Annotated in this window: 21 protein-coding genes and 1 riboswitch; of the genes, 9 read left to right on the top strand and 12 right to left on the bottom strand. The window is 68.7% G+C overall.

Translation table 11 applies throughout. The features are described from left to right. Positions 1 to 28: 28 nt before the first annotated feature. Entirely contained in the window at positions 29 to 1,909 is a 1,881-nt protein-coding gene (gene thiC / locus CBM2594_RS02240; protein ID WP_116355417.1) for a phosphomethylpyrimidine synthase ThiC, read from the bottom strand. Positions 1,910 to 2,009: 100 nt separating this feature from the next. Continuing rightward, a riboswitch (TPP riboswitch) is annotated at positions 2,010 to 2,111 on the bottom strand. 228 nt (positions 2,112 to 2,339) lie between these two features. Here thiC and CBM2594_RS02235 point away from each other — a divergent pair. Next, complete coding sequence (locus CBM2594_RS02235) at positions 2,340 to 4,010, top strand: acyl-CoA dehydrogenase family protein (protein ID WP_116355416.1); 1,671 nt, start codon at positions 2,340 to 2,342, stop codon at positions 4,008 to 4,010. On the opposite strand, the gene CBM2594_RS02230 is transcribed toward CBM2594_RS02235, so the two are convergent. Then, positions 4,007 to 5,686, bottom strand: coding sequence for a GMC family oxidoreductase (locus CBM2594_RS02230; RefSeq protein ID WP_116355415.1), 1,680 nt, complete (start codon positions 5,684 to 5,686; stop codon positions 4,007 to 4,009). The two genes, CBM2594_RS02235 and CBM2594_RS02230, sit on opposite strands and share 4 nt — an antisense overlap. Positions 5,687 to 5,977: 291 nt before the next feature. On the opposite strand from CBM2594_RS02230, the gene CBM2594_RS02225 reads away from it, so the two are divergent. Further along, the gene (locus tag CBM2594_RS02225; protein WP_116355414.1) at positions 5,978 to 7,381 is read left to right on the top strand and encodes a coniferyl aldehyde dehydrogenase; all 1,404 of its coding nucleotides are present in this window, start codon (positions 5,978 to 5,980) and stop codon (positions 7,379 to 7,381) included. A gap of 24 nt (positions 7,382 to 7,405) precedes the next feature. Here the strand turns inward: CBM2594_RS02225 and CBM2594_RS02220 are convergent, their stop codons facing one another. Beyond that, positions 7,406 to 8,347, bottom strand: coding sequence for a Kdo hydroxylase family protein (locus tag CBM2594_RS02220; protein WP_116355413.1), 942 nt, complete (start codon positions 8,345 to 8,347; stop codon positions 7,406 to 7,408). Positions 8,348 to 8,551: 204 nt separating this feature from the next. After that, positions 8,552 to 9,715, bottom strand: coding sequence for a methionine adenosyltransferase (gene metK / locus CBM2594_RS02215; RefSeq protein WP_116357655.1), 1,164 nt, complete (start codon positions 9,713 to 9,715; stop codon positions 8,552 to 8,554). A gap of 335 nt (positions 9,716 to 10,050) precedes the next feature. On the opposite strand from metK, the gene CBM2594_RS02210 reads away from it, so the two are divergent. The 4 genes from CBM2594_RS02210 to CBM2594_RS02195 all read left to right on the top strand — a co-directional run bounded on the left by CBM2594_RS02210 (position 10,051) and on the right by CBM2594_RS02195 (position 13,676). Further along, complete coding sequence (locus tag CBM2594_RS02210) at positions 10,051 to 10,956, top strand: lysophospholipid acyltransferase family protein (RefSeq protein ID WP_116355412.1); 906 nt, start codon at positions 10,051 to 10,053, stop codon at positions 10,954 to 10,956. Beyond that, complete coding sequence (locus CBM2594_RS02205; RefSeq protein WP_116355411.1) at positions 10,953 to 11,846, top strand: lipid A biosynthesis lauroyl acyltransferase; 894 nt, start codon at positions 10,953 to 10,955, stop codon at positions 11,844 to 11,846. Before CBM2594_RS02210 ends, CBM2594_RS02205 begins: the two co-directional genes overlap by 4 nt. A 55-nt stretch (positions 11,847 to 11,901) precedes the next feature. Further along, positions 11,902 to 12,768: a diaminopimelate epimerase gene (gene dapF, locus CBM2594_RS02200; RefSeq protein WP_116355410.1), complete on the top strand. Its 867-nt coding sequence runs from the start codon at positions 11,902 to 11,904 to the stop codon at positions 12,766 to 12,768. Positions 12,769 to 12,866: 98 nt separating this feature from the next. Beyond that, positions 12,867 to 13,676, top strand: coding sequence for a polyphosphate kinase 2 family protein (locus CBM2594_RS02195; RefSeq protein ID WP_116355409.1), 810 nt, complete (start codon positions 12,867 to 12,869; stop codon positions 13,674 to 13,676). 22 nt (positions 13,677 to 13,698) lie between these two features. Here CBM2594_RS02195 and CBM2594_RS02190 read toward each other — a convergent pair whose 3' ends face one another. Together CBM2594_RS02190 and pyrE are read right to left on the bottom strand one after the other, a co-directional pair. Continuing rightward, the gene (locus CBM2594_RS02190) at positions 13,699 to 15,024 is read right to left on the bottom strand and encodes a DUF3734 domain-containing protein (protein ID WP_116355408.1); all 1,326 of its coding nucleotides are present in this window, start codon (positions 15,022 to 15,024) and stop codon (positions 13,699 to 13,701) included. A gap of 90 nt (positions 15,025 to 15,114) precedes the next feature. Next, the gene (gene pyrE / locus CBM2594_RS02185) at positions 15,115 to 15,819 is read right to left on the bottom strand and encodes an orotate phosphoribosyltransferase (RefSeq protein ID WP_174078190.1); all 705 of its coding nucleotides are present in this window, start codon (positions 15,817 to 15,819) and stop codon (positions 15,115 to 15,117) included. Between the two features lie 27 nt (positions 15,820 to 15,846). On the opposite strand from pyrE, the gene CBM2594_RS02180 reads away from it, so the two are divergent. Further along, positions 15,847 to 16,623, top strand: coding sequence for an exodeoxyribonuclease III (locus CBM2594_RS02180; protein WP_116355407.1), 777 nt, complete (start codon positions 15,847 to 15,849; stop codon positions 16,621 to 16,623). A gap of 17 nt (positions 16,624 to 16,640) precedes the next feature. On the opposite strand, the gene CBM2594_RS02175 is transcribed toward CBM2594_RS02180, so the two are convergent. Together CBM2594_RS02175 and CBM2594_RS02170 are read right to left on the bottom strand one after the other, a co-directional pair. Next, the gene (locus CBM2594_RS02175) at positions 16,641 to 17,039 is read right to left on the bottom strand and encodes a type II TA system antitoxin MqsA family protein (protein ID WP_116355406.1); all 399 of its coding nucleotides are present in this window, start codon (positions 17,037 to 17,039) and stop codon (positions 16,641 to 16,643) included. Positions 17,040 to 17,070: 31 nt separating this feature from the next. Continuing rightward, the gene (locus CBM2594_RS02170) at positions 17,071 to 17,367 is read right to left on the bottom strand and encodes a type II toxin-antitoxin system MqsR family toxin (RefSeq protein ID WP_116355405.1); all 297 of its coding nucleotides are present in this window, start codon (positions 17,365 to 17,367) and stop codon (positions 17,071 to 17,073) included. A 171-nt stretch (positions 17,368 to 17,538) separates the two neighbouring features. Between CBM2594_RS02170 and argC the strand changes: the two genes are divergently transcribed. Continuing rightward, positions 17,539 to 18,486 (top strand): N-acetyl-gamma-glutamyl-phosphate reductase, encoded by a 948-nt coding sequence (gene argC, locus CBM2594_RS02165; protein WP_116355404.1) that lies wholly within the window; start codon positions 17,539 to 17,541, stop codon positions 18,484 to 18,486. A gap of 69 nt (positions 18,487 to 18,555) precedes the next feature. Here the strand turns inward: argC and CBM2594_RS02160 are convergent, their stop codons facing one another. Together CBM2594_RS02160 and CBM2594_RS02155 are read right to left on the bottom strand one after the other, a co-directional pair. Next, positions 18,556 to 20,634, bottom strand: coding sequence for a S8 family peptidase (locus tag CBM2594_RS02160; RefSeq protein ID WP_116355403.1), 2,079 nt, complete (start codon positions 20,632 to 20,634; stop codon positions 18,556 to 18,558). A 52-nt stretch (positions 20,635 to 20,686) separates the two neighbouring features. Beyond that, positions 20,687 to 21,655, bottom strand: a complete 969-nt coding sequence (locus tag CBM2594_RS02155) for a M48 family metallopeptidase (protein ID WP_116355402.1) — start codon at positions 21,653 to 21,655, stop codon at positions 20,687 to 20,689. A 99-nt stretch (positions 21,656 to 21,754) separates the two neighbouring features. Between CBM2594_RS02155 and CBM2594_RS02150 the strand changes: the two genes are divergently transcribed. Continuing rightward, a complete protein-coding gene (locus CBM2594_RS02150) occupies positions 21,755 to 23,014 on the top strand; it encodes a muropeptide transporter (RefSeq protein WP_116355401.1) in 1,260 nt (419 codons plus the stop codon). Between the two features lie 14 nt (positions 23,015 to 23,028). Here CBM2594_RS02150 and CBM2594_RS02145 read toward each other — a convergent pair whose 3' ends face one another. After that, positions 23,029 to 23,874 (bottom strand): acyl-CoA thioesterase, encoded by an 846-nt coding sequence (locus tag CBM2594_RS02145; RefSeq protein WP_116355400.1) that lies wholly within the window; start codon positions 23,872 to 23,874, stop codon positions 23,029 to 23,031. A 110-nt stretch (positions 23,875 to 23,984) separates the two neighbouring features. After that, positions 23,985 to 24,872 carry a DMT family transporter gene (locus tag CBM2594_RS02140; protein WP_116355399.1) on the bottom strand — a complete coding sequence of 296 codons (888 nt, stop codon included), beginning with the start codon at positions 24,870 to 24,872 and terminating at the stop codon, positions 23,985 to 23,987. Positions 24,873 to 24,946: the final 74 nt, after the last annotated feature.

The following is a 24,946-nucleotide window of genomic DNA, read 5'->3' as shown; positions in this document are numbered from 1 at the left end:
GCGAGGCCGGGCCCGTACTGCTACCGCCTTACGAATAGATCTTGCTGCCCTTCTTCAGGAACTCGATCGACTTTTCTTCCATGCCCTGCTGCGCGTCCTTCGGCAGCGACGCGGCGTAGTCGCGCACTTCCTGCGTGATCTTCATCGAGCAGAACTTGGGCCCGCACATCGAGCAGAAGTGGGCGATCTTGGCACCCTCGGCCGGCAGCGTGGCGTCGTGGTACGAACGCGCGCGTTCCGGGTCGAGGCCCAGGTTGAACTGGTCTTCCCAGCGGAACTCGAAGCGTGCCTTGGACAGCGCGTTGTCGCGCAGCTGCGCGCCGGGCCAGCCCTTGGCCAGGTCCGCGGCGTGGGCAGCGATCTTGTAGGTGATGATGCCCTCGCGCACGTCTTCCTTGTCCGGCAGGCCCAGGTGCTCCTTGGGCGTGACGTAGCACAGCATGGCCGTGCCCATCCAGCCGATATTGGCCGCGCCGATGCCGCTGGTGATGTGGTCGTAGCCGGGGGCGATGTCGGTCACCAGCGGTCCCAGGGTGTAGAACGGCGCCTCGTAGCAATGCTTGAGTTCTTCGTCCATGTTGGCCTGGATGCGCTGCAGCGGCACGTGGCCCGGGCCTTCGATCATCACCTGCACGTCATGCTTCCACGCCTTGGCGGTCAGCTCGCCCAGCGTGCGCAGTTCGCCGAACTGGGCCTCGTCGTTCGAGTCCGCAATGCAGCCCGGACGCAGGCCGTCGCCGAGGCTGAACGACACGTCATAGGCCTTCATGATCTCGCAGATCTCGTCGAAGTGCGTGTACAGGAAGTTTTCCTTGTGGTGCGCCAGGCACCACTTGGCCATGATCGAGCCACCGCGCGAAACGATGCCCGTGACGCGGTCGGCGGTCAGCGGCACGTAGCGCAGCAGCACGCCGGCGTGGATGGTGAAATAGTCGACGCCCTGCTCGGCCTGCTCGATCAGCGTGTCGCGGAACATCTCCCAGGTCAGGTCCTCGGCGATGCCGCCGGTCTTGTCCAGCGCCTGGTAGATCGGCACCGTGCCGATCGGCACCGGCGAGTTGCGCAGGATCCATTCGCGGGTTTCATGGATGTGCTTGCCGGTGGACAGGTCCATGATGGTGTCGGCGCCCCAGCGGATCGACCACACCATCTTTTCCACTTCCTCGGCCAGCGACGAGGTCACCGCCGAGTTGCCCAGGTTGCCGTTGATCTTGACGCGGAAATTGCGTCCGATCGCCATCGGCTCCAGCTCGGTGTGGTTGATGTTGGCGGGGATGATGGCGCGGCCCGAGGCAATTTCCTGGCGCACGAACTCCGGCGTGATGTCTTCCGGACGCAGCGGCAGGCCGGCGCCCAGCGCGTTGCCGGGGTGCTGGCGCAGCAGCGCCTTGTATTCGGGCTTGTCGTACAGCGCCTGCAGGTTCAGCGACTCGCGCAGCGCCACGTATTCCATTTCCGGCGTGATGATGCCGCGGCGCGCATAGTGCATCTGCGACACGTTGGCGCCGGCCTTGGCACGGCGCGGATTGGTCAGCTGGGCAAAGCGCAGGTGCGCGGTGGCGGGGTCGTTGGCGCGGTCGCGGCCGTATTCGGACGACAGGCCGGGCAGCACTTCGGTGTCGCCGCGCTCTTCGATCCACTTGGCGCGCACCGCCGGCAGGCCGGCCTTCAGGTCGATATGCACGTCCGGGTCGCTGTACGGGCCCGAGGTGTCGTACACCGGGATCGGCGGATTGGACATCTCGCCCTTGTCGGTGCGAGTCGACGTTTGCAGGATGGTGCGCAGCGGTACGCGGATATCCGGGCGGCTGCCGGTCAGGTAGGTCTTGCTCGAAGCCGGGTAGGCGAATTTCTGGTCGAGATCGCTTTCGAGCGATTCGAAGGATGCAGCGGGGGCAGTACGGGCCATGGGTGTCGTCCTCTCTCTCTTGCGGGGTGGACGAAACCAGGAGCCCTGTGAGCGCCGCCTGGCCGGTGGGCGAGGTGGCGAGTCCCGGTGGGACAAGAGGCTTGGTCTTGCTGAAACTTCCCACGCCGGTACTAACCGGATCGGGTTCGAAGGGACTCTCTCAGCCGCACGGCCCATCCGTACGGCACCCCTGTTTCATCCAACGGGGTGAATTTAAGCACAGAGCACCGGTGGGCGCCAGTGCCAGTTGGCCATCGGGGGTGGTGCCACAGCTGTGCAGAAAGGTATCGAATCGCGCATGCTGCATCGCAAAAGCCTACGCCAGGCGGACGACCCTGCACTCACGCGGGCCCCACGTTCGTTTAGTGCTCCAGGTGCTCCAAGTGCTCTACCATGCAAGCAAACGGCCAGCCCCGATCCAGGAGACATCATGACCGACGCCGCCACCCATCGCGTCTTCAACCAGGTGCCGGATCTCGCGCACTACAACCTGTTCGACCGCGATCCCATGCTGCGGGCCGCGCTGGAGCGCCTGGGCGGCGGCTGGCACGCCGACACGCTGCGGCAGTTCGGCGCGCGGCTGGGCGAACCGGAAGTGCAGCAATGGGCCGCCGACGCCAACCGCCATACGCCCGAGCTGCACACCCACAGCCGCACCGGCGAGCGCATCGACGTGGTCGAGTTCCATCCCGGCTGGCACGCGCTGCTGGGGCTGCTGCGCAGCCAGCAGCTGCAGGCGCTGCCGTTCGCGCAACCGCGCGCGGGCGCGTGGGCGGCGCGCACCGCGGGCTACTTCCTGCAGGCGCAGGTGGAATCGGGCTCGCTGTGCCCGCCCACCATGACCTTTGCCAGCATCCCCGTGCTGCGCAAGGAAGCCGCGCTGTTCGCCGAGCTGGAACCGCGCCTGTACGCGACCGGGCATGACGCGCGCGACCTGCCGTGGCGCGACAAGACCGCGATCATGGTCGGCATGGGCATGACCGAGAAGCAAGGGGGTTCCGACGTGCGCGCCAACACCACGGTGGCGCGCCCCTTACACGGCGCCGGCGGCGAAGGCCGCGGCGCCGAATACGCGCTGACCGGCCACAAGTGGTTCTTCTCAGCGCCGATGTGCGATGCGCACCTGGTGGTGGCGCGCATGGGCGCAGAAGACGGTCCGCTGTCGTGCTTCTTCGTGCCGCGCTTTCGCGACGATGGCAGCCGCAACGCGGTGCAGATCCAGCGGCTCAAGGACAAGCTCGGCAACCGCTCCAATGCCAGCAGCGAAGTCGAGTTCCGCGACGCCACCGGCATCCTGATCGGCGAGGAAGGCCGCGGCATCCCGACCATCATCGAGATGGCCACCAGCACGCGGCTCGACTGCGTGATCGGCAGCGCCGCGATCCTGCGCGCGGCCTTCGTGCAGGCGCTGCACCATACGCGCCACCGCAGCGCCTTCGGCCGCCTGCTGTGCGACCAGCCGCTGATGCGCAACGTGCTGGCCGACCTGGCGCTCGAATCCGAAGCCGCCACGCTGCTGATGATGGAACTGGGCCACGCCTTCGCGCACGCCGACGAGGATCCGCTGGCCGCCGCATGGAAACGCGTGGTCACGCCCGCGGCCAAGTTCTGGGTCTGCAAGCGCACGCTCGAAGCCACCGGCGAGGCGATGGAAGTCTGGGGCGGCAACGGCTATGTCGAGGAAGGCCCGATGGCGCGGCTGTACCGCGAGGCGCCGGTCAATTCGATCTGGGAAGGCTCGGGCAACATCATGTGCCTGGACGTGCTGCGCGCGCTCCAGCGCAACCCCGACGATGGCGCGCGCCTGCTGCAGGACCTGTCGCGCCGCGCCGGCGGCCACCCGGCGGTGCGCGCCGAACTGGCCTCGCTGCAGGCCATGCTGCGCGAGCCCGCCGACCAGCTCGAGGCCAATGCCCGCCGCTTTGCCCAGGGCCTGGTGCTGACCGCGCAGGCGGCGCTGATGCTGGCGCATGCCGACCACGAGAACGCGGAACTGTTCGTCGCCAGCCGGCTCGGGCGCCAGCACGGGCGCGTGTTCGGCACGCTGGATGCCGATGCCGATGCGCTCGCGCGGGTGGCGTCGCGCGGCTTCGAAGGCTAGGCTTCCATCGACTCCAGCACCCGCAGCATCACCCGCGGCGCATAGCGGATCAGGTCGTGCGCGCGCTCGCCGATCATGATCGCGGGCGCATTGGTGTTGCCCCCGATCAGCGTGGGCATCACCGAGGCATCGACCACGCGCAGCCCCTCGACGCCGCGCACGCGCAGCTGCGGGTCGACCACCGCCATCGCGTCCATGCCCATGCGGCAGGTGCCGACCGGGTGGTAGATGGTATCGGCGCGCGCGCGGACCAGTTCGCGCACCGCGGCATCGTCGCTGCCATCGGCGCGCAGCCCGGCCGTATACAGCTCGCGCCCGCCGAAGCACGCCAGCTGCGGCTGCGCCAGGATGCTGCGCACGATGCGCACGCCGGCCACCATGTCGTCGAGGTCGCGCGCGTCGCTCAGGTACTTCGGGTCGATCAGCGGCGCGCGCCGGATATCGGCCGCGGCCAGCCGCACTTCGCCGCGGCTGCGCGGGCGCAGCAGGCATACGTGGCAGGAATAGCCGTGGCCGAGATTCAGCTTGCGCATATGGTCGTCCGCCAGGCCGACCACGAAATGCAGCTGCAGGTCGGGCTCGGGCAGCGCCGGATGGCTGCGCACGAAGCCGCCGGCCTCGGCGAAGTTGCTCGACATCATGCCGGCGCGCTCGCGCCGGTAGCGCAGCATTTCGGACAGCAGCCGCGCCACGCCGCCGAACGACACCCCGAACAGCTCGGGCACGGCGGTGCGCTTGTGCAGCACCACGTCCAGATGATCCTGCAGGTTGGCGCCCACGCCGGGCAGGTCATGCACGACGTCGATGCCGTGCTCGCGCAGGTGCGCGGCGGGACCGACGCCCGAGACCATCAGCAGCTGCGGCGAGCCGAACGTGCCCGCGCACACGATCACGTCGCGACGCGCGCGCAGCAGCTGCTGGCGGCCGTCACGCAACACCAGCACTCCGGCGGCGTGGCGGCCTTCGAAGACGATGCGCAGCGCCTGCGTGTCGGTCAGCACCTGCAGCCGCGCCCGGCCGCCGTTGCAGGCGCGGTCGCGCACGTTGCCGCCGTGCAGGTAGGCGCGCGCGGCATTCCAGCGCTCGCCCGCGTGCTGCGTGACCTGGTACCAGCCCACGCCCTCCTGCTCTTCGCCGTTGAAATCGTCGTTGCGCGGATAGCCGGCCTGCTGCGCGGCCTCGATAAAGCGCTCGGCGAACGGGTTGGGCGTGCGCAGGTCGCTGACATGCAGCGGGCCGTTGCCGCCGTGCAGCGGATCGTCATCGCTGCCCGCCAGGCGTTCGTTGCATTCGGCGCGGCGGAAGTACGGCAGCACGTCGTCCCAGGCCCAGCCATCGCAACCGGCGTCGGCCCAGGCATCGTAGTCGGCGGGCCGGCCGCGCGTGTAGATCATGGCGTTGAGCGACGAACTGCCGCCCAGCCCGCGCCCGCGCGGCTGGTAGCCGCGGCGGCCGTTCAGGCCAGGCTGCGGCACGGTCTGGAAGCCGTAGTTGCGCGCGCCCGCGCGCGGCAGCATCGCGGCCAGCCCGGCGGGTGTGCGCACCAGCACATGGTGGTCGTGGTGCCCGGCCTCGACCAGCGCGATGGTGTCGTCGCCGCTGTCGGCCAGGCGCCCCGCCAGCGCGCAGCCCGCCGAACCCGCGCCGACGATGACGTAGTCATAGGTGGTTTCCATCTGTCTCCCCCGCGATTCCGCAGGCGGCGCGCATGCGTGAGCCGGGCTGCGCCGGCGCGCGCGCCCTGTCCGTCCAGCGGATGGCAAGCCGTGAGATTCAGTGTAGGCGCTGGCTTGGCGGCCGGAGAAGCGCTGATGGTGTCCGACAGGGGTCGCGGCAACGAAAGCCGCGCGCGGCGGACGGGCGTTTGAATTGGCCACCTGGTGGCAGGCTTCCATTGTGTTGGCCGGCGCGCTGACTTATCGTGCGCGATGGTGCGCCAATGTGCGCGCAAACCCAGGAGCGCAGCCATGCGAGAAGTGCCCGACCTGTCGTCCGTCTTCGGTGCGATGCATGCCGCTTCGCGGCGCGACCAGCTGCCCGCGTGGACCGTGCGTGCCGACCGCCTGCAGCGCCTGCGGCGCCTGGTGACCGAAAACCAGGCCGAAATCGCCGCCGCGATCCACGCCGATTTCACCAACCGTCCGCGCCAGGAAACCGCGCTGCTGGAGGTATTCCCCAGCCTCGCCGGCATCGACGACGCGCTGCGCCACGGCAAGCGCTGGATGCGCGTGCGGCGCGCGCCGACCGGGTTCTGGTTCCGCCCCGGGCGCTCGCGCCTGGTGCCGCAGCCGCTCGGCGTGGTGGGCATCGTGGTGCCGTGGAACTATCCGCTGTACCTGACCGTCGGGCCGCTGGCCGGCGCGCTGGCGGCCGGCAACCGCGCCATGGTGAAGTTGTCGGAATACACGCCGCGCTTCGCGGCGCTGTTCGCGCAGCTGGTGCCGCAGCACTTCGCCCCGGACGAGATCGTGGTGATCAACGGCGATGCCGAAGTGGCCAGCGCCTTCACCGCGCTGCCGTTCGACCACCTGCTGTTCACGGGGTCGACCGCGGTCGGCCACCATGTGATGCGCGCGGCTGCCGCCAACCTGACCCCGGTGACGCTGGAGCTGGGCGGCAAGTCGCCCGCCATCATCGGCGCCGGCGCCGAGCTGGAGCGCGCGGTGGAGCGCATCCTGGTGGGCAAGCTGATGAACGCGGGGCAGACCTGCATCGCGCCGGACTATGTGCTGGTGCCGGAGGACCTGCGCGGGCAACTGGTGGAGGCGGCGCGCCGCTGCGTACGCCGGCTCTATCCCGACCTGGCGCGCAATGCCGACTACACCAGCATCATCAGCCCGCGGCATTTCGCGCGGCTGGCCGGGCTGGTCGACGAGGCCGCGGCCCAGGGCGCGACAGTAGTGCCGCTATCCGATGCGCAGCCGGACGCGCAGGCGCGGCGCCTGCCGCCGGTGCTGCTGCTGGACGTGCCCGAAGGCGTGACCGCGATGCGCGAGGAAATCTTCGGGCCGGTGCTGCCGGTGGTGACCTACCGCACGCTCGACGAAGCCGTGGACTACATCAACGCGCGCCCGCGCCCGCTGGCGCTGTATGTGTTCGAGCGCGACCGCGGCGCCATCGGCCATGTGATGAGGCAGACTGTCGCCGGCGGCGTGACCGTCAACGACACCCTGTTCCATATCGCCCAGGACGGCCTGCCGTTCGGCGGCGTCGGCGCCAGCGGCATGGGCGCGTATCACGGGCAGGCGGGCTTCGATACCTTCTCGAAGGTGAAGCCGGTGTTCCAGCAGGCCAGCCTGAATGGCGCCGGCCTGCTCAAGCCGCCTTACGGCAAGACCTTCGACACCATGCTGCGCCTGTTGCTGCGCTGAACGTAGCCTGGCGCAGGCCTGCGCTTACGACACCAGCATCGGCCGCCCGAGCATGCGCGACAGCACCGCCTCGGGCGAATGGGTGTGGTCTGAAATCGCCTGCGGCGCGAGGTAAATGGTCTGCTCCATCATCGCGCGCCCGCGCATGGCAGCGTGCAGCAGCTGGTCGCTGAAGACGATCCAGGTGGCACCCGGCGGGAAGTGGAATTCCTGCTGCGGCACGTTGGCCTGGTAGTCCAGGTCGGCCTTGGCCAGGTCATGCAGCTGCAGCATGCGGTGGTCGTATTCCGAGCGGCGGCGCTTGGTGATATGCAGCAGCTTCATCAGCGCCGCCTGCCCCGGCCACATGCCGTGGGTCCTGGGCACGAACTTCTGCGCGAAGTCGCCGAACGGCTCGCCCACGCGCCACACGCGCGGCGCGGCCGGGTCGATATTGTGGAACACGCGCAACAGGCGCTTGCCCAGCATCGGGTTGGACGGGAACGAATCGACGTGCAGGCGGGTGTCGTCCTTGCGCCAGCTGACCGGGCGGCCGGCGATCTCGCTGGGGCGCAGCGAGGTGCCGGCGCGCGTCATGTGCGGGATGTATTCCGGGAACAGCGTGCGGATCAGCGACTCGCTGCTGTCGGCGTAGCGGCGGATCAGCGCGTACAGGTCGGCCAGGTCCTGCGGCGTGCCCTGCGCGCCGCGCACCGCGGTGTCGTCGGCGCGCAGGTTGATGTTCTTGGACTTGCCGTCCGAATAGCGGCTGTCGAGGAAGCGCTCTTCGCCTGGCTGGAAATGGAACTTCAGGTGGGGGAAGTAGAGCACCGCGCCTTGCTCCAGTTCGCGGCGCAGCGTGGCGCGCGCTTCGGCGCTGACCTCGGGCGCCCACTCGGTATAAGGCTGCGGGCGGATCAGGTCGAGCTGGCCGGCGGCAGGCGGCCGGGCGGTGGTCGACGGGGCAAGGACAGGCGCTTCGGACATGGCATCCTCTGGGAACGGTTACCAGTGTTTGGAGGTGGCCGCCGCGGCGGCGGCAGGGCGTGGCGGAATTTTACTCCGTGCGCCGGGCGTGGCACCGGCGTCACGCGGCAGCTGGACCCGGATCAAACCCGCGCAAAAAACCCCGCGGGCCCTTGCGGGCCGGCGGGGCTTGCCATCCAGGACGGCTGGCGCGCTGGGCGGCGCTTATAGCCCGGCAGCCGCGCGCAGCGCAGCCGCCTTGTCGGTGGCTTCCCAGGAGAACTCCGGCTCTTCACGACCGAAGTGCCCGTAGGCAGCCGTCTTCTCATAGATCGGACGCAGCAGGTCCAGCATCTGCACGATGCCCTTCGGGCGCAGGTCGAAATGCTCCTGCACCAGTTCCGCGATCTTCGCGTCCGGAATCTTGCCGGTGCCTTCGGTATAGACCGTCACGTTGATCGGCCGGGCCACGCCGATGGCGTAGCTGACCTGCACCTGGCACTGGCGCGCCAGGCCGGAAGCCACCACGTTCTTGGCCACGTAGCGCGCGGCGTAGGCGGCCGAGCGGTCGACCTTGGACGGGTCCTTGCCCGAGAACGCGCCGCCGCCGTGCGGCGAGGCGCCGCCGTAGGTATCGACGATGATCTTGCGCCCGGTCAGGCCGCAGTCGCCCTGCGGCCCGCCGATCACGAAGCGCCCGGTCGGGTTCACCAGGTACTTGGTTTCCTTGAGCATCTCGGCCGGCAGCACCGGCTTGATGATCTCTTCGATGACGGCTTCGCGGATCTGCGCCTGGGTGATGTCCGGGGCATGCTGGGTCGACAGCACCACGGTGTCCACGCTGTGCGGCTTGCCGTCGACATAGCGCACCGTGACCTGCGACTTGGCGTCGGGACGCAGCCAGGGCAGGCGGCCGTCGCGGCGCAGCTGCGACTGGCGCTCGACCAGGCGGTGCGCGTAGTAGATCGGGAACGGCATCAGTTCCGGGGTCTCGTCGCAGGCGTAGCCGAACATCAGGCCCTGGTCGCCGGCACCCTGGTTCAGGTAATCGTCGGAGGCGCGGTCGACGCCCTGGGCGATGTCGGGCGACTGCTTGTCATAGGCCACCAGCACGGCGCAGCCCTTGTAGTCGATGCCGTATTCGGTGTTGTCGTAGCCGATGCGCTTGATGGTGTCGCGCGCGATCTGGATATAGTCGACGTTGGCGGTCGTGGTGATTTCCCCGGCCAGCACCACCAGACCGGTGTTGCAAAGCGTCTCAGCTGCCACACGCGCGTACTTGTCCTGCGCCAGGATGGCGTCGAGGACGGCGTCGGAAATCTGGTCGGCGACCTTGTCGGGATGGCCTTCGGAGACGGATTCCGAAGTAAAAAGGAAGTCGTTTGCCACGAACTTGTTCTCCAGGTTGGCTATTGCGTGCCAGCCTGTTCGGTTCATGGCGGCGACGCTTTAGCGGTATTTCAGGCAGCCCGGTGAGAGCCGCATCGCCCCGCAAGTTGTCAGTTAACTCGGCGATACACGCTATTATACGCGCCTGCAGGCGTCGTTGCAGCGCCACAGGGGTGCGGTACGACACCTTCCCCGCTGTGTTCGTCAGACGATTGCCGGATAACGGCAAGCCGCTCGCGGAATTGAATTACCGCCATCGGGACCCACGCCTGCTAGCCCGTCTGATCCCGGCCCAGACCCGCGGCGGACCTGCCTGGACCTGCTTTCCACGCCTGATGACTTTTTTATTCTGGCTGATCTCCCGTTTTCCGCTGCGGCTGCTGCAGGCCGCGGGTGGCGCGCTGGGCCTGCTGATCGCGCGGCTGCCGGGCCGCTATGGCCAGCGCCTGCGCGAGAACTTCCGGCTCGCCTTCCCCGACGCCACCGAGGCGATGATCGACGAAGCCGCCCGTTCGGCCGGGCGCATGATCATCGAGATGCCCTATTTCTGGAGCCGCCGCCGGATCGGCGCGAAGCTGTACGGCTTCGACGACCACCTGTGGCCCGAGCTGGCCACCCTGCAGGCGCGCGGCAAGGGCATCATCATCCTGACCCCGCACCTGGGGTGCTTTGAAGTCCTGCCGCAATCCCACGCGCTGCACCGCCCGGTGACCGCGCTGTTCAAGCCGCCGCACCAGCCGTGGCTGCGCGACTGGATCGAAAAGATGCGCACCCGGCCCAACATGCACATGGCGCCAGCCACGCCGCGCGGCGTGCGCATGCTGGTGAAGGCGCTCAAGCGCGGCCAGGCGGTGGGGATCCTGCCCGACCAGGTGCCCAGCGGCGGCGAAGGCAACTGGGCGCCGTTCTTCGGCAAGCCCGCCTACACCATGGCGCTGGTGCAACGGCTGCAGCAACTGACCGGCGCGCCGGTGGTGGCGGTGTTCGCCGAGCGGCTGCCGCGCGGCGCCGGCTACCGCGGCCACCTGCGCGTGATCAACCAGGGCGGCATGCTGCCGGACGAACCGGCCGCCGCCGCCGCCGTCATCAACCAGGCCATCGAGGCGCTGGTCAGGCTGTGCCCGACCCAGTACCTGTGGGCCTACAACCGCTACAAGCAACCCGCCGGAGCGGGCGCCCCGGATGTGCCGGGCACCGCAAGCAGCGATACCGGGCCGGCCACCGATCAATCGATTTCATGAGCCGCGTGTTCACCTGGCTCGGCATCGGCCTGCTGACCGTGCTGGGCAAACTGCCTTATCCGTTCGTGGCGCGCTTCGGCGAGGCGCTGGGCAGCCTGCTGTACCACATCCCCAGCGAGCGGCGCCGGGTGGTGCAGGCCAACCTGCGCCTGTGCTTCCCGGACCGGACCGAGGCCGAGATCGACGCGCTGTCGCGGCAGAGCTTCCGCATCCTGTTCCGCAGCTTTGCCGAGCGCGGCATCTTCTGGACCGGCAACGAGGCGCAGATGCGCCGCTGGGTGCAGATCGACGATCAGGCCGGGCTGGTCGCGCTGGACGGCACCCCGCATATCCTGGTGACGCTGCACCTGTCGGGCGTGGAAGCCGGCGCGATCCGGCTCACCATCCACCTGCGCGAGCATGTCGGCCGCTCCGGCGCGTCGCTCTACACCAAGCAGAAGAACGCGCTGTTCGACGCCTTCCTGAAGCAGGCGCGCGGGCGCTTCGGCGCCAACATGATTTCGCGCAACGACAGCGCGCGCGACATCCTGCGCTGCCTGAAGAAGGGCGAGGCGATGCAGCTGATTGCCGACATGGACTTCGGCGAGCGCGATTCGGAGTTCGTGCCGTTCTTCGGCGTGCAGGCGCTGACGCTGACCTCGGTATCGCGGCTGGCGCGCCTGACCGGTGCCAAAGTGGTGCCGATCTACACCGAGATGCTGCCCGACTACCAGGGCTACGTGCTGCGCGTGCTGCCGCCCTGGGAGCACTACCCGGGCGCCAGCGTGACCGACGACACGCGCCGCATGAACGCCTTTTTCGAGGACTGCATCCGCCCGCGCGTGCCCGAGTACTACTGGGTGCACAAGCGCTTCAAGCACCGCCTGCCGGGCGAGCCCGAGATCTACTGAGCGCTACCGAGGAGCGCGCCGGCAGGTCCGGCGCCGCGCCGCTACAATCTTCACCATGAAACTCAAGTTCACCAAGATGCATGGCGCGGGCAACGACTTCGTCGTGCTCGACGGCATCCACCAGCAGATCGACCTGACCCCGGCGCAGTGGCGCGCGCTGGCCAGCCGGCATTTCGGCGTGGGCGCGGACCAGATCCTGATCGTCGAGAAACCGACGCGCCCGGACGTCGACTTCCGCTACCGCATCGTCAATGCCGATGGCAGCGAGGTCGAGCACTGCGGCAATGGCGCGCGCTGCTTCGTGCGCTTCGTCACCGAGCAGGGCATGACCGACAAGCGTTCGGTGCGCGTGGAGGTGATGAACGGCGTGATCACGCTGACGCTGCAGGACGATGGCCAGGTCACGGTGGACATGGGCGCGCCCGAGCTGGAGCCGGTGCGCGTGCCGTTCCGCGCGCAGGGCCTGCCGACGCAGGCCGAAGGCGCCGACACGCTGTACGGCCTCGAGGTCAACGGCCGCACCGAATGGATCTCGGCGGTATCGATGGGCAACCCGCATGCGGTGCAGGTGGTGGACGACGTGGAGAACTTCCCGGTGCTGCAGGACGGCCCGGTGATCGAGCACCACCCGGCCTTCCCGAACCGCGTCAACGCCGGCTTCATGCAGGTCAAGGACCGCCATGCCATCCGCCTGCGCGTCTACGAGCGCGGCGCCGGCGAGACCCTGGCCTGCGGCACCGGCGCCTGCGCCGCGGTGGTGGCCGGCATCCGGCGCGGCCTGCTGGATTCGCCGGTGCGGGTCCAGACCCATGGCGGCGAGCTGACCATTGCCTGGGACGGCGGCGCCGGACCGGTGCGCATGACCGGCCCGGCCACCACCGTGTTCGAAGGCAGCATTGACCTGGCGGCCCTGCCGGCCTGACCATAGGGGCTGCGCGCCCCTGTCCTCATCCCGCCGTGCAGCGCAGTGCCGGGGCGCCCGATTCCCTGACCCCGCAGATCATCGCGAATGGAGCGCCCATGCCGCTGGACGATTTCCGCATCTCCTCGGGCAAGCGGTTCCGCCTTGCCGACTTCGACCCGGGCAGCAAGCCGCTGTCGTGCGGCAACAAGGAAGAAGACCTGGCCCGCATCATCGAGCTGAGCAACGCGCTCGATGCGCAGCAGGACATCTTCTATGCCGAGCACCGCCGCAAGCTGCTGGTGGTGCTGCAGGGCATGGATACCAGCGGCAAGGACGGCACCGTGCGCGGCGTATTCCGCAGCTTCGACCCGCTCGGCATCCGCGTGGTCGGCTTCAAGGCGCCGACGCCCGAGGAGCTGGCGCGCGATTTCCTGTGGCGCATCCACCTGCAGGTGCCCAAGTCGGGCGAGATCGTGGTGTTCAACCGCAGCCACTACGAAGACGTGCTGGTCACGCGCGTGCACCACCGCATCGACGCCGCCGAATGCGAGCGGCGCCTGCGCCAGATCCGCGAATTCGAGTCGATGCTGACCGAGACCGGCACCACCATCGTCAAGTGCTTCCTGCATATTTCGCGCGACGAGCAGAAGTCGCGGCTCGAGGCGCGCCTGGCGGACCCTGAAAAGCACTGGAAATTCGACACCCAGGACCTGGCCGAACGCAAGCACTGGAAGGCCTACATGGACGCCTACGAGGCCGCCATCATGGCCACCAGCACGCCCGACTGCCCCTGGTACGTGGTGCCGGCCGATTCCAAGACGCACCGCAACCTGATGGTGGCCGAGATCATGACCCGGGTCTTCGCCGACCTGAAGCCGGCGTATCCGCCGGCGCGTCCGGAACTGGCCAAGATCAAGATCGACTGAGCCCGGCGTGCGCCTGACGCGCTCAGCCGCCGTTGCCGCGATGCACGTCGTGCGTGACGAACGGCTGCTCGCGGCTGGGCATCGCCAGCCATTGCGGATGGCGCAGCGTCTGGCGGATATCCTCGAGCCCGCTGGTCCAGTGCTCGTGCATGGTCAGCGGGCCGAACTGGTAGTCCTTGGCCAGGTTCTCGAACGACTTGTCGCGGTAGATCAGCTGGATCACGTTGCGGCGCGCATCGCACGACTGCTCCGCGGCGCGGCGGTACCACTCGTGGTTGCGCTTTGACTGCGGCACCAGCGCCATCACCTCGTTGAGCATGCGGCGCAGGTTCTGCTGCTCGCGCATGTAGTCGGTGATGGCCCGGGTGCGGCTGGAATACTGGATGTCCTTCTGGCGCTCGGCCACGTCGATCAGGTCGTGCGGCAGCTTGCCGCGCGCGCTCCACAGGTCCACCTGGAAGATCAGCGCGTCGCGCCGCGGCTGCGCGGTCAGCACTTCGGCCAGCGGCGTGTTCGAGACCAGCCCGCCGTCCCAGTAGTATTCGCCATCGATCTCCACCGCCGGAAAGCCCGGCGGCAGCGCGCCCGAGGCCATGAAATGCTCGGGGCAGAGCTTGTCGCGGGTATTGTCGAAGTAGGCGAAATTGCCGGTGCGCACATTGACCGCGCCCACCGAGACCCGCATCAGGTCGGGGCGATGGTTGATCAGGTCGAAGTCGGCAAAGCGCTCCAGCGTGGTCTTCAGCGGCGAGGTGTCGTAGAAGCTGGCATGGGTCGGGTCCGAGTAGCGCGACATCAGCGCCGCCCAGCTGCGCGGCTGGAAGAAGCCGCGCTGCCCCTCCAGCATGGCGCGCGCCGCGTGCAGGCCGTCGAACCAGATCCGCATCGGCTCGGGCCAGCTTGCCGCTTCATCGGCGAACCAGGTGTAGGACAGGCTGGGCAGCCACGGCTGCGCGCAGATGTATTCCCAGAACGCGCGCAGCTGCTCCACCCGGCGCTGCGGCGGATTGCCGGCGATGATGGCCGCGTTCAGCGCCCCGATCGAAATGCCGGCGACCCAGTTGGGCGAGATGCCGCCGTCGGCCAGGCCCTGGTACACGCCGGCCTGGTAGGCGCCGAGCGCGCCGCCGCCCTGCAGCACCAGCGCTCGCACCGCGTAGGCCTCGTGCGCGGGCCGGTCGGGCGCCTTGGCGGCCTGGCGCACCGGCTTGCGCGGCCGCACCTGCGCGCCGCGCTCGGCCAGCGACTCGCCGTTGCCGGCGGACTCCGCCGTGGTGGCAGGCGTTGCCGCCTGCAGCCCTGCCCGTTCCTGCCGCTCCTGCCGCTCCTGCCGCTCTTTTGCCGCCACGCCGCGCTCCCTCCGTGTCTGAAAGTCAGCCCTCAGTAGGCCGCCCGCACTCCGGGCGCTGGCTGGCAGCGCCCACCGTCATCAACGGTTTCAGACGCCGTAGCGCTGACGGTAGGCCGCCACCGCCTCGCGCGACGCGCCCAGCGCCGGATCCTGCGAGGCATCGAGATAGGCCAGCAAGTCCTTCAGGCTGGCGATGGCGATCACCGGGATGCCGAATTCGCGCTGCACGTCCTGCACCGCCGAATGCGTGCCGACCTGCTCGGCGGTGCCGCTCTTTTCCATGCGGTCCAGCGCGATCAGCACCGCCGCCGGCTCGGCGCCGGCCGCGCGGATCAGGTTCACCGATTCGCGCACCGAGGTGCCGGCCGAGATCACGTCGTCGACGATCACCACCTTGCCCTGCAGTTTCGCGCCGACCAGCGTGCCGCCTTCGCCATGGTCCTTGGCTTCCTTGCGGTTGTACGCGAAGCCGACATCACGTCCCATGCCGGCCAGCGCCACTGCCGTCGCCGACGCCAGCGTGATGCCCTTGTACGCCGGCCCGAACAGCACGTCGAACTGCACGCCCGAGGCCAGCAGGGTTTTCGCATAGAATTGCGCCACCTGGCCTAGCATCCCGCCCTGGTTGAACAGGCCGGCATTGAAAAAGTAAGGCGACTTGCGGCCGGCCTTGGTGACGAACTCGCCGAACGACAGCACGCCCGCGTCGAGCGCAAAGCGGATAAAGGTCTGGCTGAGGTCGGTACCCGCATTACCCGCGCTGGCGGCGGGCGAGTTCTGCTGCGTCATCATTTCTCTCTGAATTCAAAATTTCCCCGAATGTTACGGATTATCAGCGCCAACCTCAACGGCATCCGCTCCGCGTCGAAGAAGGGCTTTTTCGACTGGATGGGCAAGCAGGACGCAGACATGGTCTGCGTGCAGGAACTGAAGGCGCAGGCCGCCGACATGACGGAAGCGTTTCTGGCGCCACACGGCTACCACGGCTTTTTCCATTACGCCGAGAAAAAGGGCTATAGCGGCGTGGGGCTCTATACGCGCCACAAGCCCGAGCGGGTCGTCACCGGCTTCGGCAATGCCGAGTTCGACAGCGAGGGCCGCTATGTCGAAGTGCAGTACCCGCACCTGGCGGTGATTTCGGTGTATGTCCCCTCCGGCTCCAGCGGCGAGGAACGCCAGCTGGCCAAGTTCCGCTTCATGGAAGCGTTCCTGCCGCACCTGCTGCAACTGAAGGCGAGCGGGCGCGAGATCGTGCTGTGCGGCGACGTCAACATCGCGCACAAGGAAATCGACATCAAGAACTGGAAGGGCAACCTGAAGAACTCAGGTTTCCTGCCGGAAGAGCGCGCCTGGATCGGGCAGCTGTTCGACGTGCACGGCTATGTCGACGTATTCCGCAAGCTGGACCCGCGGCCGGACCAGTACACCTGGTGGAGCAACCGCGGCCAGGCCTACGCCAAGAACGTGGGCTGGCGCATCGACTACCACCTCGCCACGCCGAAGATCGCCGATACCGCGCAGCTTTGCTCGATCTACAAGGACGAGAAGTTCAGCGACCACGCGCCGCTGTCGATCGACTATAACTTTCCGCTCTGACGGCGGGGTCAACGCTCTCAGGCCGCGCGGATCTCGTCCAGTAACTCCGGGTGGCGGTCCAGCAGCCGCAGCAGCTTCACTAGTGCCAGCGGCGGCTTGGTCCGCCCGGTTTCGTACCGAGAGAACGCATTGACGCCGCCGCCGAAGATTTCAGCGGCCTCGCGCTGGTCGAGGCGGAGCTTCTTGCGGACTTCGGTGATATATGCGGGATCGACCAGCGCGGCATTGACTTGCTTGTTGAAGGCGAGCATGGCATCGCTGACCCAGTCGCTGTCACGGGGCAGCACGCCCTCGCCGCACTTGGGGCACCATTGCCCGGGTACATTGGGAATCACCGTGGTTTCACCGCGGTACGTATAGGGCATGTCGCGCATGTCCGCCACCAGTTCCGCGCCACCGCACTCGGGACACTTCATCTTGCCTCCTCTGGCTGTCCGCTGGGGGTATTTACCTTGGCTTGAAGGAAACGACCAGCACCTCGCTGGTCACGGTGAGCTTCACATACAGGGCGCCATGCGGCGTAACGGGCCGGTAAACATCTTGCCAGACCCGGTGGTCCTCATACGTCGTCATGCTCTTGTAGAAGTCCGCCGGCTCAAGCCGGGCCAGGATTTCGCGGACTCCGCTCCAGCGCAGGCCCATCATCGCCGCATGGGAGTACGCGGCATACGTCATTCGCATCTTGCCCGCCAGCAGCAGGGCCTTCACATGCCGCAGCTTGTAATGCGCCGTCCCCTTCTCCATCCAAACTAACCTACTAGGTTAAATCCCGCAAGCCCAGAACTGTGCCAGCGCGCAGGACTCCAACCGGTACACCCGCCTGCGACAGGCCCCCATCCCCGTTACAATGCGGGTTCGTTCCTGCGCCCGGCAGGAGATGTTTCGCATTCCCGCATTTCAAAGAGCGAGTCAGCCATGGTTTTCAAAGTGTTCGTCGATGGTCAGGAAGGCACCACCGGTCTCCGGCTGCTTGACTATCTCTCCGGCCGTTCCGACGTGGAACTGCTGCGCATTGCCGAAGACAAGCGCAAGGACCCGGCCGAACGCGCACGCTTCCTGAACGCTGCCGACGTCGCCTTCCTGTGCCTGCCCGACGTGGCCTCGCGCGAGGCGGTGTCGCTGGTGACCAATCCCGATACCTGCGTGATCGATGCCAGCACGGCGTTTCGCACCGCCGACAACTGGGCCTACGGCCTGCCCGAACTGGCGCGCGGCCAGCGCGACAAGATCCGCGCCAGCAAGCGCATCGCGGTGCCAGGCTGCCACGCCAGCGCCTTCGTGCTGGCGGTGCGCCCGCTGGTGGATGCCGGCGTGCTGCCGGCCGACTACCCGCTGTCGGCGTTCTCGCTGACCGGCTACAGCGGCGGCGGCAAGTCGATGATTGCCGAGTTCGAGGCCGGCGGTAACCCGAAGCTGAACAGCCCGCGCCCTTACGCGCTGGGCCTGGAGCACAAGCACCTGCCGGAAATGCGCGTGCAGGCCGGGCTGGCGCAGGCACCGATCTTCAACCCCATCGTCGGCAATTTCCTGAAGGGCCTGGCGGTGACGGTGCCGGTGTTCGGCGAGCGGCTGGCGCGCAAGGTCAGCCCGGAGCAGATCGTCGAGATCTATCGCCAGCACTATGAAGGCGAGCAGTTCGTGCGCGTGATGCCTTACAACAGCGCCGACAACCTCGACGGCGGTTTCTTCGATGTGCAGGCCAACAACGACACCAACCGCGTCGACCTGTTCGTGTTCGGCAATGCCGAGCGCCTGAACCTGGTGGCGCGCCTGGACAACCTGGGCAAGGGCGCCGCCGGCGCGGCGGTGCAATGCATGAACGTGCATGTGGGCGCCGACGAGGCCAGCGGACTGCGCGCCTGAGTCCTGCCGTTCCCGTACGTCAAGAAAGCCGGCAATGCCGGCTTTTTTGTTGCACGTTGCGGCCGCGGCCTACACGCGCTGCAGCGCGCGCAGCGCGTCGACCAGCCCCGCTCCCTGGAACGCGCGCTCGCGCCCCAGGTCGGTGGCCGCGCCGCACAGGATGGACTTGACGGTCTCGGGCTGGCCCATCAGTTCATTGTTGCGCGACAGCAGCAGCGCCGCGACCCCGGACACATGCGGTGCCGCCATGCTGGTGCCGTCCATCGAAGCCAGCGTGCCGCCGGGCACGGTCGAGGTGATCTTTTCCCCCGGTGCGACCAGGTCGGGCTTGATGCGGCCATCGCCGGTGGGGCCGTGGCTGGAAAAGTAGGAGATGCCGAAGCGATAGGGATCGGTGCGATGGGTCGCGCCCACCGTGATCACGGCCCGCGCGTTGCCGGGGTCGGTGATGGTCTGGCCGCGGAAGCCGGCGCCCATGTGTTCGGCGGCGTAGGCCTCGTCGTAGCCGTAGTTGCCGGCCGCCGCCACCACGATCACGCCGCTGGCCACCAGGCGGTCGCATTCGACGCACACCGGCGTGCTGCCGCAGGCATAGCTGCGCACGTCGTGGCGCAGCGCCACGCTCAGGTTGATGCCATGCACCGACTGCCGGTCGCGGCTCTGGTTGAGCCAGCGCACGTACTGCAGCGCGCCCAGGATGCCAAATTCGTCGCCCCTGCCCTGCGCGTCGAATATGCGCAGGTCGAGCAGTTCGATGCGCGGGCAGATGCCGCTGACATCGCCGGCTTCCACCAGCTCGGGCGGCAGCGGCATGGGGTCCGGGCGCGCCAGGTAGGCCGACGCCGGCCAGCCGGCGCCGATGATGCCCGCCACATGCGTGCCATGGCTGCCGCCGGGGGCCACGTACTGGGCCGGGTCGTCGTGGCTGATCTCGAGCAGCGGCTCGATCACGGACCAGTCGATGATGCGGCCATGCGCCAGGTCATCGGCGATCGCGGCGATGCGCTGGCGCAGCTCGGCCTCGTCTGGCGCGCGCTTGCCCTTGGGCAGCGGCGGCAGGCGGCCGCTGGTGATCGCCGACAGGCGCGTGAAATCCAGCGTCCTGACCACGCGCGACAGGCGCGGCGCGATCAGCCCGTCGCGCACCGGCAGCGGGCCGTCCAGCTTGAGCGGATCGAAGAAGGCGGGATGGCGCGCGTCGATGCCGGAATCGATCACCGCCCAGCACACGCCCTGCCCGCCGGTATCGAACACGCGGATGGCGGCGTCGGCCTTGACGGTCTTGCGCGAGGCGAACACCGCGTGCTCCGCCGGCCGGTTGACCGAGATGCGCCACAGCGGCGCGATGACCGCGGCGTTGGGGACGTCCCCGGCGGCCACGCCCGCCACCGTTGCGGCGGCCGGCGCGGCGGCCTCCGCATGATCCTCCTGCAGGCAGGCCCACAGGGTTTCGAGCACCTGGCGGCTGGCCTGCGTCACGCGCTGCGTCAGCGCGCCCGGCGGGAAGCTGTCGTCGCGCAGTCCCAGCAGCGTCAGCGCGACGTACTGCGCGGCGACATTGACCAGCCGCCCCAGCGCCTGCCCGGCGGGGGCAGCGAGGCCGCCGAAGCGGGTACGCGCCGCGGTGTAGCCGATGTCCTTGAAGCGCGCCAATGCCGCCTCGCTGCCGACATGGGCCAGCACCGACTCGCCCAGCCAGCGCACCAGCGCATCGCCGGTCAGGCTATGCGCCAGCGCCCGGCGCGCGGCGGGCGTCCACTTCATGCTCGCCATCGGCGCGCGCACCTCGCGATGCCACCAGGCAGTGAGCGGCAGCAGGCGCAGCATGTCGAAGAAGTCGATCTGCGCCAGCAGGTGCGATTCATTGGCGGCAAGGAAGCGCGCGCCGGCGGGGTCCGTGGCCGGCCCGGCCAGCGCCGGCAGCCGCTGCAGCACCGCGGCGCGCAGCGCGGCAATGCCGGCGCCGTGGTGCGGGGTCAGCAGCAGGCCGCGCGGCACCTCGAACGATTCGCCGGACGCATACAGCAGCCAGACTTCGGAGCTGACCGGCAGATCGCTGGTAAAGCGCTCGGGCTCGGCCTCGCAGCCGGCGAAGATCAGCATATACGCGGCCTGCCGTTCCGACGGGCTCATGCGGTTCAGGCTCATGCGGGTCCCCCTGCGGTTGTCGCAATGCCGCCGCAACGCACGGTTCAGCGTTTCAGCGTTTCAGCGGCTTTTGCCGGTCCTCGTCGCCGGCATCCACCGGCGCATCGCCCAGCCCCGCCATATTGGCGCGGTAGGGCGGCAGCTTGTCCACCGTGGTGTGGATTGCGCGCGCGTACAGCGGCAGCACCTCGGGCAGGTGCTTTTCCAGGTCGGCGATGCGGCTGCGCCCGGACGGATGGGTCGACAGGAACTCGGCACCCGACTGCGACACCTTGCCCATCTTCTGCCACAGCGACACCGCGGCGCGCGGATCGTAGCCGGCGCGCGCGGCCACATCCATGCCGATCAGGTCCGCCTCGGACTCGTCCGAGCGGGAAAAGCGCAGCGTCAGCAGGTGCGCGCCGGTGCCCAGCGCCATATTGCCGAGGTTGCCGAAGCCGAACAGCTGCGAGATCACGTTGGCGCCCAGGTTGGTGATCTCGGACTTGGCGGCGCGCTCGCGCGCGTGCTCCTGCAGCGCATGCGCGATCTCGTGCCCCATCACCATGGCGACTTCGTCGTCGGTCAGCTTGAGCTGGTCGAGCAGCCCGGTATAGACCGCGATCTTGCCGCCCGGCATGCAGAACGCATTGACCTGCTTCGAGCCGATCAGGTTGATTTCCCACTGCCATTGCCGCGCGCGCTCGTTCCAGCGCGCGGTCTGCGGCAGCAGGCGCTTGCCGATGGCGCGCAGGCGGATCAGTTGCGGGTTGTTGTCGGCGGCGAGGGCGCGCTTGGCGATGGCTTCCTGCTTGAGCTGCTCGTACTCCTGCACGGCCTGCTGCTCGATCACCTCGGCCGGCACGATATTGCGCACCGCCGAACCGCCCGGGTTGAGCCGGATGCCGCCGGCGCCGGGGTCCTGCGGCTGCGCCGGCGCCGGCTGGCTCCAGCCGAGCGGCAGCAGGGCCGCGGCCAGCGCCAGCGCGCGGACCGGCCGCAGTCGGGAGGGACGCTGAACACCTTGCAGGCGGCGAAGCATGTGCGATTCCTTGGACGCAAGCGCAGAGTGGGCAAACAGGTGGTGCAATAATACACGGCGCCCGCGCAGCCGCGCGGGCGGCACACCGCTGCCCCGTCCATGAATTTCCAGACCTATCTCGATATCTTCCGCAACCGCCGCATCGGCGCCATGCTGATGCTGGGCTTTGCCTCCGGCCTGCCGCTGGCGCTGACTTCGGGCACCTTGCAGGCGTGGATGACGGTCGAAGGGCTGGATATCAAGACCATCGGCTTTTTCTCGCTGGTGGGCCAGGCCTATATCTTCAAGTTCCTGTGGGCGCCGCTGATGGACCGCTACACGCCGCCGCTGATGGGGCGCCGGCGTGGCTGGCTGCTGGTGACGCAGGTCGGGCTGGTGCTGGGCATCGCCGGCATGGCGTTCTGCCCGCCGCAGCAGGCGCTGTGGATGCTGGCGGCGCTGGCCACGCTGGTGGCGTTCCTGTCGGCCTCGCAGGACATCGTCTTCGATGCCTACAGCACCGACGTGCTGCGCCCGGCCGAGCGCGGCGCCGGCGCGGCGGTCAAGGTGCTGGGCTACCGGCTGGCGATGCTGGTCTCGGGCGGCCTGGCGCTGTGGCTGGCCGACCGTGTGCTGGGCTGGCAGCAGACCTACCTGCTGATGGCGGCGCTGATGGGCGTGGGCATCCTGACGCTGCTGTGGGCACCCGAGCCCGACGTGCCCGCGCGCGCGCCGCGCTCGCTGGAAGAGGCGGTGGTGGGCCCGCTGCGCGACTTCTTCGCGCGCCGGGGGGCGTGGTGGCTGCTGCTGCTGATCGTGCTGTACAAGCTGGGCGACGCCTTTGCCGGCAGCCTGTCGACCACCTTCCTGATCCGCGGCGCGGGCTTCTCGGCGGGCGAGGTCGGCATCGTCAACAAGACCCTGGGGCTGGCCGCGACCATTCTCGGCGCGCTGTTCGGCGGCACGCTGATGGTGCGGCTGGGCCTGTACCGCTCGCTGATGCTGTTTGGCGTGCTGCAGGCCGTGTCGAACCTGGGCTACTGGATCCTGGCGGTGACGCCGCCGCACCTGTGGACCATGGGCGCCACCATCGCGGTCGAGAACCTGTGCGGCGGCATGGGCACGGCGGCCTTCGTCGCGCTGCTGATGACGCTGTGCAACCGCTCGTTCTCCGCCACGCAGTACGCGCTGCTGTCGGCACTGGCGTCGGTGGGCCGGGTCTACGTCGGGCCCACCTCGGGCTATATGGTCGAGGCCTGGGGCTGGGCCCCCTTCTATCTCGGGACCGTGGTGGTGGCGCTGCCCGGCGTGATGCTGCTCTGGGCGATGCGCCACACCGTGCACCGCTACGAGGCCCAGGCGCGCGAAGCGGTCGCCTGAGCCAGCCGGCCGGCTTACTCCTTGTAGTAGACGATCTGGTGCGAGCTGGCGATCAGCTCGCCCGCGGCGCTCCACAGCTGCGCGCGCTGGTCGAAGAAGCCCTGCCTGAACACCTGCGCCTGCGCGCTGGCCAGCACATGGCGGTCGCCCATTGCGGCCAGCGTGGCCGCGTCGGCATGGAAATACGTGGTCATCGACACCGTGCCGGCCGGCACGAAGCCCGCGCGCTTGAGGAAGATGCGCGGGTAGAAGCTGTCGGCCCACGCCGCCACCGCGGCAAAGTCCGGCGTGCGCGCCGGCGCATCGCGCAGCCAGAACTGGGTCAGGCTGTCCGGGTGCTCGGTGCCGGCTTCGGCGGTGGGCTTGGCGCCGCGCACCGGCCGCATGTCGTAGGACTTGAGCCAGCGCACTGGCGCGAATCCGCCCATGGCCGGCAGCGTGTCGGCGGCCGGCACGTCCGGCATCACGGCTTCGCCGCAGGCCCAGGTGTCGCGCCGCACCGCAAACATCGCGGTGGCGGTGGTGGCGACGGCATCGCCCTGGCGCAGTTCCAGGGTCCAGTGCTGGGTCGAGCGGTTGGTGCGAACCGGGCGCGCCTCGATCTCGAACGGGCCTTCGGCGATCGGGCCGGCAAAGTTGACGGTCAGCGAAACCGGTTCGCCGAGGCGCTGCGGATGGTTGATCGCCGCCTGCAGCAGCGTGGCGGCCGTGATGCCGCCGAACGGGCCGATCATGTTCCAGTACGCCGGCGTGGTGCGGCCCTGGAAGCGGTGTTCGCCGGCCGGCACCAGCGCCAGCGCGTCGTCGAAGGGATGGAGCGGGCTGGAGCCGGTGGCGTGCAGTTGGGGCGCAGTGGACATGGCGGAGGCAGGTTGTCTCGTTGGAATCGAACGATCGTTCGCTTTAGCTGCCTACACTAGCCGTAGTCAGCGTTCCGGTCAAGCCTGGTCGTCCGCCAGCCACCTCCGCATCACCCTTGCGCCCGCCGCCGCCGCGGCAGCGTCCAGCCGAGCTGGTTGGCCACCACGCCCAGCAGCACCAGCGCCATGCCGGCAACCTGCAGCGGGCCCAGCACCACGCCGAACACCAGCACGTCGATGACGATCGCCACCAGCGGGTAGATAAACGACAGCGTGGCGATCGACACCACCGACAGCCGCTGGAACGCGCCATACAGCAGCGTGTACATCACGCCGGTATGCACCAGCCCCAGCGCCAGCAGCGCGGCCCAGGTGCCGCCGCCATAGCTGCCCGCCGCCGGATGCGCCAGCGGCGCCAGCATCAGCACCCCCAGCACCATCTGCAGCCCCGCGATCTGGCCCGGCGGGATGGCCTGCAGCCGCCGCGTGGCCAGCGTGGTCACGGCGTACAGCAGCGCCGCCAGCAGCCCCAGGCCGATGCCGGCCAGCATCGACGCGCCGCCGGCGCCGTGCTCCAGCCCGGTGATCAGCATGACGCCGGCAAAGGCCAGCACCAGCCACGGCAGCCGCGCGAACGGGAACGGCTCGCGCTGCAGCACCGAGGTCAGCAGCAGCAGGAAGAACGGCTGGGTGTGGTAGACCACCGTGGCAATGGCGATGCCGCTGTACGCGTACGCCGAGAACAGCGCCAGCCAGTTGAGTACCAGCGTGACCCCGCCCAGCGCCAGCCAGCCGGCCTGCGCGCGGGTCATGCGCACCCAGCCACGCTGCAGGGTCAGCGCGCCCAGCAGCGCGGCGCCGCCGAACAGGCAGCGGAAGAACACCACATCGAGCGGCGGCTGGCCGCTGGTCACCACGAACCAGCCGATGGTGCCCGACAGCACCATGGCTGCGACCATGCGCCAGGCGCCGCCGGGCTGGGGTTGTTGCGAAGGCATGAGGAACTCCGGTCTGGCCAATGCCCGCATTGTTTCACTCGTCGCGCAAGTCAACAATGTCGCCACGACTCAAT

The organism is Cupriavidus taiwanensis, from assembly GCF_900249755.1.
GTDB classification, from domain to species: Bacteria; Pseudomonadota; Gammaproteobacteria; order Burkholderiales; family Burkholderiaceae; genus Cupriavidus; species Cupriavidus taiwanensis_D.
This window is presented reverse-complemented; position numbering and strand designations above follow the sequence as displayed.

Bases quoted from the DNA above. Each gene is read 5' to 3' on its own strand.
- pyrE (WP_174078190.1), bottom strand. From the start codon at position 15,819: ATGATGACGCAGCAGAACTCGCCCGCCGCCAGCGCGGGTAATGCGGGT.
- CBM2594_RS02235 (WP_116355416.1), top strand. From the start codon at position 2,340: ATGACCGACGCCGCCACCCATCGCGTCTTCAACCAGGTGCCGGATCTC.
- CBM2594_RS02140 (WP_116355399.1), bottom strand. From the start codon at position 24,872: ATGCCTTCGCAACAACCCCAGCCCGGCGGCGCCTGGCGCATGGTCGCA.
- CBM2594_RS02160 (WP_116355403.1), bottom strand. From the start codon at position 20,634: ATGAGCCTGAACCGCATGAGCCCGTCGGAACGGCAGGCCGCGTATATG.
- CBM2594_RS02220 (WP_116355413.1), bottom strand. From the start codon at position 8,347: ATGTCCGAAGCGCCTGTCCTTGCCCCGTCGACCACCGCCCGGCCGCCT.
- CBM2594_RS02210 (WP_116355412.1), top strand. From the start codon at position 10,051: ATGACTTTTTTATTCTGGCTGATCTCCCGTTTTCCGCTGCGGCTGCTG.
- CBM2594_RS02155 (WP_116355402.1), bottom strand. From the start codon at position 21,655: ATGCTTCGCCGCCTGCAAGGTGTTCAGCGTCCCTCCCGACTGCGGCCG.
- CBM2594_RS02230 (WP_116355415.1), bottom strand. From the start codon at position 5,686: ATGGAAACCACCTATGACTACGTCATCGTCGGCGCGGGTTCGGCGGGC.
- dapF (WP_116355410.1), top strand. From the start codon at position 11,902: ATGAAACTCAAGTTCACCAAGATGCATGGCGCGGGCAACGACTTCGTC.
- CBM2594_RS02225 (WP_116355414.1), top strand. From the start codon at position 5,978: ATGCGAGAAGTGCCCGACCTGTCGTCCGTCTTCGGTGCGATGCATGCC.
- CBM2594_RS02175 (WP_116355406.1), bottom strand. From the start codon at position 17,039: ATGAAGTGTCCCGAGTGCGGTGGCGCGGAACTGGTGGCGGACATGCGC.
- CBM2594_RS02150 (WP_116355401.1), top strand. From the start codon at position 21,755: ATGAATTTCCAGACCTATCTCGATATCTTCCGCAACCGCCGCATCGGC.
- CBM2594_RS02195 (WP_116355409.1), top strand. From the start codon at position 12,867: ATGCCGCTGGACGATTTCCGCATCTCCTCGGGCAAGCGGTTCCGCCTT.
- CBM2594_RS02145 (WP_116355400.1), bottom strand. From the start codon at position 23,874: ATGTCCACTGCGCCCCAACTGCACGCCACCGGCTCCAGCCCGCTCCAT.
- thiC (WP_116355417.1), bottom strand. From the start codon at position 1,909: ATGGCCCGTACTGCCCCCGCTGCATCCTTCGAATCGCTCGAAAGCGAT.
- CBM2594_RS02170 (WP_116355405.1), bottom strand. From the start codon at position 17,367: ATGGAGAAGGGGACGGCGCATTACAAGCTGCGGCATGTGAAGGCCCTG.
- argC (WP_116355404.1), top strand. From the start codon at position 17,539: ATGGTTTTCAAAGTGTTCGTCGATGGTCAGGAAGGCACCACCGGTCTC.
- CBM2594_RS02180 (WP_116355407.1), top strand. From the start codon at position 15,847: ATGTTACGGATTATCAGCGCCAACCTCAACGGCATCCGCTCCGCGTCG.
- CBM2594_RS02205 (WP_116355411.1), top strand. From the start codon at position 10,953: ATGAGCCGCGTGTTCACCTGGCTCGGCATCGGCCTGCTGACCGTGCTG.